Raw genomic sequence first — 6657 nt, 5'->3', positions numbered from 1 at the left:
CCGCGGCATGGATGCCGCGGCCAAGCCCCCATGGACGGGTTCACGGCGTCCCCGCACTCCGACACCGCCCTGCCAACCCACGGAATGCCAGCCTTTGATGTTGACGTTGCTTCTGCAGGTGCAGGGCGCAGCCCTGCAATAAAACACCCCTTACCTCAGCTGGCTGTCCTTGCTGCCACGCCGGTTGTAGCCGGCATGCGCCTGTTCTTCGTCGTCATGCGCCTGCTGGCACGCCACGCACAGTCGAACACCAGGCACAGCCTGGCGCCGCGCCAACGGGATCGGCGCGTCGCATTCCTCACAGTGGTCCAAACCCGGGCCCTGCCGCAGCTGGCGCCGCGCGCGGGCGATCGCATCGTCGACGGTGGCGTCGATCTGGTCCTGGACCGCGCCGTCTCCCGCCCAACCGGTAGCCATGGCCATCCTCCGCAGGTGTGTCGCCTGATATGGAGACGATACACCCCGGCAAAAAGGCACGCCTTAATGTAGATCCGAGCCACGCTCGGCTGCTCTTCAGGAAGACGAACAGAGCGCGGATGGGTTCGATCAAGCCGATTGCGACTTAATCCCCTCCGTCCCCTTCTTGTTTACCAGACCAGGTCGTCCGGCACCTGGAACTGGGCGTAGTAGGCGTCGTCCTCGGCGTTGCCGGTGGAGATCTCCGCGGTCGAGCCCGGCTGGCCGTGGTCGACGATGATCGCTTCCGGGGCGCGCTCACGCACCTTCTCGGCAGCAGCACGTGGCAGCAGCGCGTAACCGTCGCCGTGGGCAACGATGACCAGCACGCCCACCGACAGCGCCTTGCGCAGCTTGGGGTCGATCAGCAGGGTGCGGATCGCCGTGCCATCGCTGAAGCGGTACTCGTCATCGCCCTTGTGGGGCACGGCATGGGCCGCGATGATCTGCTTCGCCTGCGCCTTCTGTTCAGCCTGCCTGGCCTGCGCATTGCGCTCGGCGGCCAGCGCGCGGTCGCGCTCGATCTTCTCGGCGCGGACGCGTTCAGCCTCGCGCTGGACCTCGGCCGAGGTCGATTCGGCCTTGCCCTGGCGGGCCTTGGCCTGCTCGCGCGCGGCGGCGCTGGCCTGCGACTTCTTGGCCAGGCCGGCCTTGAGCAATTGTTCCTGCAGCGCGTTGGGCTTTGCCATGGTCGGTGCGTACCGCGTGTAATCTTGGATGCCCCATTCTACCGACGCCCCGCCGCCCCTGCATGGCAGTCCTGAAGTACCTCACCGGCTATCCCGAACCCCTGGTCGCCCAGGTCAGCGAACTGCTGGCGCAGGGCAAGCTCGGCCCCTGGCTGCAGCAGCGCTACCCCGACCCGCATGAAGTGCGCAGCGACCGCCAGCTGTACGACTACACCCAGGAGCTGAAGGACCGCTACCTGCGCAAGTCGGTGCCGCTCAACAAGGTCTGCTACGACAACACGCTGGAAGTGATCAAGCACGCGCTGGGCACTCATACCGCCATTTCCCGCGTGCACGGCGGCCGCCTCAAGGCCAGCCGCGAGATCCGCATCGCCACCGTGTTCCGCCAGGCACCGGCAGCGTTCCTGCGCATGATCGTGGTGCATGAGTTGGCCCACCTGAAGGAAGCCGACCACAACAAGGCCTTCTACCAGCTGTGCCAGCACATGGAGCCGGAGTACCTGCAGCTGGAGTTCGATACCCGCCTGTACCTGACCGAGCTGGCCAACCGCGGCCAGCGCTGACCGGCCGCAGCAGCTACACTGCGCGCCCCCTGCCCGACCTTGCCGCCATGGAACCGATCCGTCTCGACAAACGCCTGTCCGCCCTGCTCGGCATCCCGCGCGGCGAAGCGCGACGCTACATCGAAGGCGGCTGGGTCACGGTCAACGGCGACGTGGTGGAGCAGCCGCAGCGCCCGGTCGATGACAGCGCGGTGATCGTCGTAGCCGCGCAGGCCAGCGATGAAAAGGCCGAGCGGGTCAGCATGCTGTTGAACAAGCCGGCCGGCGTTGCCGCTGAGACCCTGTGTGCGCTGGTCAGCAGTGACAGCCGCAGCGAACTCGATGCCAGCGACATCCGTCCGCTGCAGCGTCACTTCCATGGCCTGCAGCTGGCCGCCTCGCTTCCGGCCAGCGACAGCGGCCTGGTGGTGGTCAGCCAGGATCCGGCCGCGCTGGCCCATCTGCAGCGCAATCTGGGCCGCACCGAGCAGGAATACCTGATCGAAGTGGCCGAAGGCGGCCCGGAGCGTGGGCCATGGCTGATGGCGCGTCTGCAGCAGGAGGCCGGCGGCGGCAAGGTCAGCTGGCAGAGCGAACAACGCCTGCGCTTTGCCGGCAAGGGGCTTACCGCCAAGGGCCTGCGTGCAGCGGTGACAGCCGCCGGGCTGCAGGTGACCGGGGTGCGCCGCCTGCGTATCGGACGCGTGGCGCTGGGGCCGCTGCCGCCGGGGCAGTGGCGCTACCTGGGCAGCGACGAGCGGTTCTGAGGTGTGCGGGTCAGAGCCCTTTCCTGTGGAATGGGATCCGCCCCCATCGGTGACGCCCCCTCGGGGTGGGATCCCGTGCCGAAGGCAAGGGCTCTGACCCCCTGTCGATCCTGCAGGCATTCCTTCACGCATGGCGTGGCTCTACCATCGGGGCATGAGCCTGCCCAAGCCGCTGTGGCGACGCCTGCTGCGCATCGCTGCAATCATTCTCGCTGCGCTGGTGCTGCTGGTGCTGTCCGGCCTGCTGCTGGCCGACCACCTCACGCCGCAGGCACGGGGCACGCCTTCGCATGTGCTGCCACTGCAGCCGGCGCAGACCCGCATCGACCAGCAGATCGTGCCATTGCAGGAGGCCCATCCCGGCCAGTCCGGCGTGGCCTTCCTCAGTGATGGCATGGATGCCTTCGCCGCACGCGCGATGATCACCACGCACGCAGGCCGCAGCCTGGACCTGCAGTACTACATCTGGCACGACGACCTGATCGGCCACCTGATGGCCAAGGCGCTGTATGACGCCGCCGAGCGCGGCGTGCGCGTGCGCATCCTGCTTGATGACATGAATGCCAAGGACAAGGACGCGCTGATGATGGCGCTCGATGCGCATCCGAACATCGAGATCCGCCTGTACAACCCGTTCCGCAACCGGACCGGCATCCTGCGCATGGTGGAGATGGTGCAGCGCTTCTTCAGCGTGAACCACCGCATGCACAACAAGAGCTGGATCGCCGATGGCCGCGTCGCGATCGTCGGTGGCCGCAACATCGGCGAGGAGTATTTCAGCGCGCGCACCGATGTGAACTTCCAGGATCTGGACCTGCTGGTCGCCGGCCCCGCCGTGGAGCAGGCCAACCGCATCTTCGACGACTACTGGAACAGCGAAACCGCCATTCCGGTATCCGCGCTTGCCTTCCATACCGACGCACAACTGCGCCTGCTGGTGCGCGAATCGGACCATGAGGCGCAGCGGGACGTGGCCCGGCCGTACCTGGCGCGCGTGGCCGAATCGCGCAAGCGGCAGCGCCCGAGCCCCGAGCCGCTGCGCTGGAGCGGTGCAGTGCGCATCGTGTCCGACCCGCCGATGAAGCACCGCAAGGACGATCGCGCTGCCTGGCTGGTGTCGACCCTGATCAGCGAGCTGCAGGCCGCCAGGCACAAGGCCCTGTTGATCTCGCCCTACTTCGTTCCCGGCAAGGAGGGCCTGGATGGCTTTTCGGCCATGTCCGGGCGGGGCGTGCAGGTCGGCGTGGTCACCAACTCACTGGCCGCCAATGACGTCGCCGCCGTACATGGTGGCTACATGGGCTACCGCGTGCCGTTGCTCGAAGCCGGCGTCCACCTTTACGAACTGAAGGCACAAGGGCAGTCCGGCGATGCCGGCGTGTTCGGCAGCAGCGGCGCCAGCCTGCATACCAAGGCGTTCCTGGTCGATGACCGCCGCGGTTTTGTCGGTTCGTTCAACCTCGACCCGCGCTCGGCCTATCTGAACACCGAGATGGGCGTGCTGTTCGACGACCCGGTGCTGGGCGCACAGCTGCGGGACGAGTACCTGCGCCTGGCTGATCCCAGGCACAGCTGGTGGCTGGCGCTGGATGACCGTCGCCGGTTGCGCTGGCTGGAGCGCGAACCGCCACCGCACTGGGTGGAGGCGGAGCCGGGGGCAACAGCGCGCAAACGCTGGTTGTCGCGGGTGATCAGCTGGCTGCCGGTCGAATCGCAGCTGTAGCGCTCAGGGCGTTGGACCCGCCTCTTCCTGTCCGGCCTCATCACGTGTTTCCACGCTGCGTCCATGCAGGCGCCGCCAGATCCAACGCAGGGCATGCGGCGGCGCTGAAGGCAACTGTTCGAGCAGGGCCAGCATGCGGCTCTGGCTGGCATGTCCATGCCGGCACAGCAGGCTGGCTGCCGCCGCAGCGCTGGCCAGACGCAGGCTGTCGGCGAGTGGGCCATCGGCCTCCGGCGCCAGTGCCTGGTGCACGGGCTCGGGCAGCTCCCAGGCTGCAGCCACGCGTTGTGCCAGCGGCAACGACCATTGCTGGAGCAGTTGCAGGGCCAGCGCCGGCTCCACGGTTTCGTCGCGTGCCTGCGCTTCCTGCAGCAGCTGGCGCATCACCAGCGCTGACCCCAGCCCCTGCACCAGGCCCAGCCACTGCGCAGCGAAGGCATCACCGAAGGTGACCGTGCGCGCATGATCGGCGGCCGCACGCGAAGCCAGCAGTGCGTGCTCCCAGATGATCGTGCTGAACTGCGGAAACATGCCGCACTGCACCTGCATCACCGGCTGCACCAGCACTGCGCTGATGATCTGGCGCACGCCCTCGGTACCGACCAGGGTCACCGCACGCTGCAGGCTTTCCACTGGCCGCTCATGCACCTTGTAGGCCGGGCTGTTGGCGATGCGCAGCAGATTTCCGGTCAGCACCGGGTCCTGGCCGATGATCGCCGCCATCACCCGTGCCGAGGCGGCATCGTCGTTGACGGTCTGGATCAGCTGCGGCAGCAGTTGCGGGCGCCGTGGCAGGTGCCGGGCGGCCCAGTCACGGTCCTGCAGCGCGCGCGCCACCGCTTCGCCGAGTGCCGGATCCTGCACGGGGGCAGGCTCGCCAGCCAGCCGTGGGTACAGGGCAAGTGCATGCAGGCCGCGCTGCAGGTGGGCGGCGATCTCACCGGCCTGCAGCGCCTCGCCCTGAAGGCTGGCTGCGGCAGCAGCGACCGCCTGTCGCGATACGGCCGCCAGGCGCAACGGAGCCGCCCCGGTCGAGCGCGCCAGCCAGCCGCGCAGCGATCGCCACCAGGCCGGCGTCATCGCCGCCTGCCCTGTCGTTGTGGTGCCCTTGCCGTCACTGACCGCCCTGCCTCTTCACGCGAATCCGGCCACCCGCCGTCGTCGCAGCATCGGCCGCACTTTCATCTTCTTTAACCGGAAGGGCGGCGATGTCGACGGCAGCGACCGGGGGAATGGACTAGAATGGCGCCGCGCGACCCGTCCCCCTGCACTGACGACGTCGCTTTTTTTGTTTTGGGACCCTACCGTTCACTGGCCGTTCGCTGCAGTTCGCCGCTGTTCGCGCCATCGGAGACGCCATGCTATTCGAAACCCTCGCCACCACCGGCCACGAACAAGTGGTGTTCTGCCACAACCACGATGCCGGCCTGAAGGCGATCATCGCCATCCACAACACCACCCTGGGCCCCGCCCTGGGCGGCGTGCGCATGCGCCCTTACGCCAGCACCGACGAGGCGCTGGCCGATGTGCTGCGGCTGAGCCGGACGATGACCTACAAGAATGCGCTGGCCGGGCTCAACGTGGGCGGCGGCAAGGCGGTGATCATCGGCGACCCGAAGACGGACAAGACCGAGGTACTGTTCCGCGCCTTCGGCCGCTACGTCGATTCACTGGGCGGCCGCTACATCACCGCCGAGGACGTTGGCACCGACGTCAACGACATGGAGAACATCTACCTGGAGAGCCAGTTCGTGACCGGCGTGCACCAGGTCCATGGTGGCTCCGGCGATCCGGCGCCTTTCACGGCCTACGGCGCACTGCAGGCGCTGATGGCGTCGATGCGCTTCAAGTTCGGCCATGAGGAAGTAGGCAAGACCAGCATCGCGGTGCAGGGTCTGGGCCACATCGGCATGGAACTGGTGAAACTGCTGCGTGACCGCGGTGCCAAGCTGTATGTCACCGACCTGGACAGTGCCCTGGTTGATCGTGCAGTCAGCGATTTCGGCGCCGAGGCGGTCAAGCCGGACGAGATCCACGAAGTGAACGCCGATGTGTTCGCACCGTGTGCGCTGGAAGGCGCGATCAACGCCGACACGCTGCCGCGGATCAAGGCCAAGATCATCTGCGGCACTGCCAACAACCAGCTGTCGAGCCTGGAGATCGGCGACGAACTGCATGCGCGCGGCATCCTCTACGCCCCCGACTACGCCGTCAACGCCGGCGGTGTGATGAACGTGTCGCTGGAGATCGACGGCTACAACCGCGAACGCGCGATGCGCCTGATCCGCAGCATCTACCACAACCTCACCCGCATCTTCGAACTGTCGCAGCGCGAGAACATCGCGCCGCAGCGGGCCGCCGATCGCATTGCGGAAAGCCGCATCCTGTCGATCGGCAAGCTGAAGATGCCGCTGGGCCGCAGCACTCCGCGACTGGGCAACCTGCGCGGCGGCTGAGGCTGCAGACGTCGCGCCGGGAGC

The 6657-nt window shown here is 67.4% G+C and carries 7 protein-coding genes; 4 read left to right on the top strand and 3 right to left on the bottom strand.

Going from position 1 to position 6657, the window contains the following annotated elements:
- Positions 1 to 150 precede the first annotated feature (150 nt).
- Both O0K41_RS17225 and O0K41_RS17220 read right to left on the bottom strand, forming a co-directional pair.
- Positions 151 to 417 carry a DksA/TraR family C4-type zinc finger protein gene (locus tag O0K41_RS17225; RefSeq protein WP_049451018.1) on the bottom strand — a complete coding sequence of 89 codons (267 nt, stop codon included), beginning with the start codon at positions 415 to 417 and terminating at the stop codon, positions 151 to 153.
- A 170-nt stretch (positions 418 to 587) separates the two neighbouring features.
- Positions 588 to 1145: a DUF2058 domain-containing protein gene (locus tag O0K41_RS17220; RefSeq protein WP_005414218.1), complete on the bottom strand. Its 558-nt coding sequence runs from the start codon at positions 1143 to 1145 to the stop codon at positions 588 to 590.
- A 62-nt stretch (positions 1146 to 1207) separates the two neighbouring features.
- Here O0K41_RS17220 and O0K41_RS17215 point away from each other — a divergent pair, with 62 nt between their 5' ends.
- From O0K41_RS17215 to O0K41_RS17205, 3 genes are all read left to right on the top strand, one after another.
- Positions 1208 to 1708, top strand: a complete 501-nt coding sequence (locus O0K41_RS17215; protein ID WP_005414217.1) for a M48 family metallopeptidase — start codon at positions 1208 to 1210, stop codon at positions 1706 to 1708.
- Positions 1709 to 1755: 47 nt separating this feature from the next.
- Positions 1756 to 2454, top strand: a complete 699-nt coding sequence (locus O0K41_RS17210) for an RNA pseudouridine synthase (RefSeq protein WP_049450998.1) — start codon at positions 1756 to 1758, stop codon at positions 2452 to 2454.
- Between the two features lie 130 nt (positions 2455 to 2584).
- Positions 2585 to 4177 (top strand): phospholipase D family protein, encoded by a 1593-nt coding sequence (locus O0K41_RS17205; protein WP_088436168.1) that lies wholly within the window; start codon positions 2585 to 2587, stop codon positions 4175 to 4177.
- 3 nt (positions 4178 to 4180) lie between these two features.
- Here O0K41_RS17205 and O0K41_RS17200 read toward each other — a convergent pair whose 3' ends face one another.
- Positions 4181 to 5257: an HDOD domain-containing protein gene (locus O0K41_RS17200; RefSeq protein ID WP_005410577.1), complete on the bottom strand. Its 1077-nt coding sequence runs from the start codon at positions 5255 to 5257 to the stop codon at positions 4181 to 4183.
- A 278-nt stretch (positions 5258 to 5535) separates the two neighbouring features.
- Between O0K41_RS17200 and O0K41_RS17195 the strand changes: the two genes are divergently transcribed.
- Positions 5536 to 6633: a Glu/Leu/Phe/Val dehydrogenase dimerization domain-containing protein gene (locus O0K41_RS17195; protein WP_005410578.1), complete on the top strand. Its 1098-nt coding sequence runs from the start codon at positions 5536 to 5538 to the stop codon at positions 6631 to 6633.
- The last annotated feature ends 24 nt before the right edge of the window (positions 6634 to 6657 follow it).

It is taken from the genome of Stenotrophomonas sp. Sm2128 (genome assembly GCF_030985535.1).
In the GTDB taxonomy this organism is placed as follows: Bacteria; Pseudomonadota; Gammaproteobacteria; order Xanthomonadales; family Xanthomonadaceae; genus Stenotrophomonas; species Stenotrophomonas maltophilia.
This window is presented reverse-complemented; position numbering and strand designations above follow the sequence as displayed.

Coding starts and splice junctions, on each gene's coding strand:
- O0K41_RS17225 (WP_049451018.1), bottom strand. CDS start 417: ATGGCTACCGGTTGGGCGGGAGACGGCGCGGTCCAGGACCAGATCGAC.
- O0K41_RS17220 (WP_005414218.1), bottom strand. CDS start 1,145: ATGGCAAAGCCCAACGCGCTGCAGGAACAATTGCTCAAGGCCGGCCTG.
- O0K41_RS17215 (WP_005414217.1), top strand. CDS start 1,208: ATGGCAGTCCTGAAGTACCTCACCGGCTATCCCGAACCCCTGGTCGCC.
- O0K41_RS17210 (WP_049450998.1), top strand. CDS start 1,756: ATGGAACCGATCCGTCTCGACAAACGCCTGTCCGCCCTGCTCGGCATC.
- O0K41_RS17205 (WP_088436168.1), top strand. CDS start 2,585: ATGGCGTGGCTCTACCATCGGGGCATGAGCCTGCCCAAGCCGCTGTGG.
- O0K41_RS17200 (WP_005410577.1), bottom strand. CDS start 5,257: ATGACGCCGGCCTGGTGGCGATCGCTGCGCGGCTGGCTGGCGCGCTCG.
- O0K41_RS17195 (WP_005410578.1), top strand. CDS start 5,536: ATGCTATTCGAAACCCTCGCCACCACCGGCCACGAACAAGTGGTGTTC.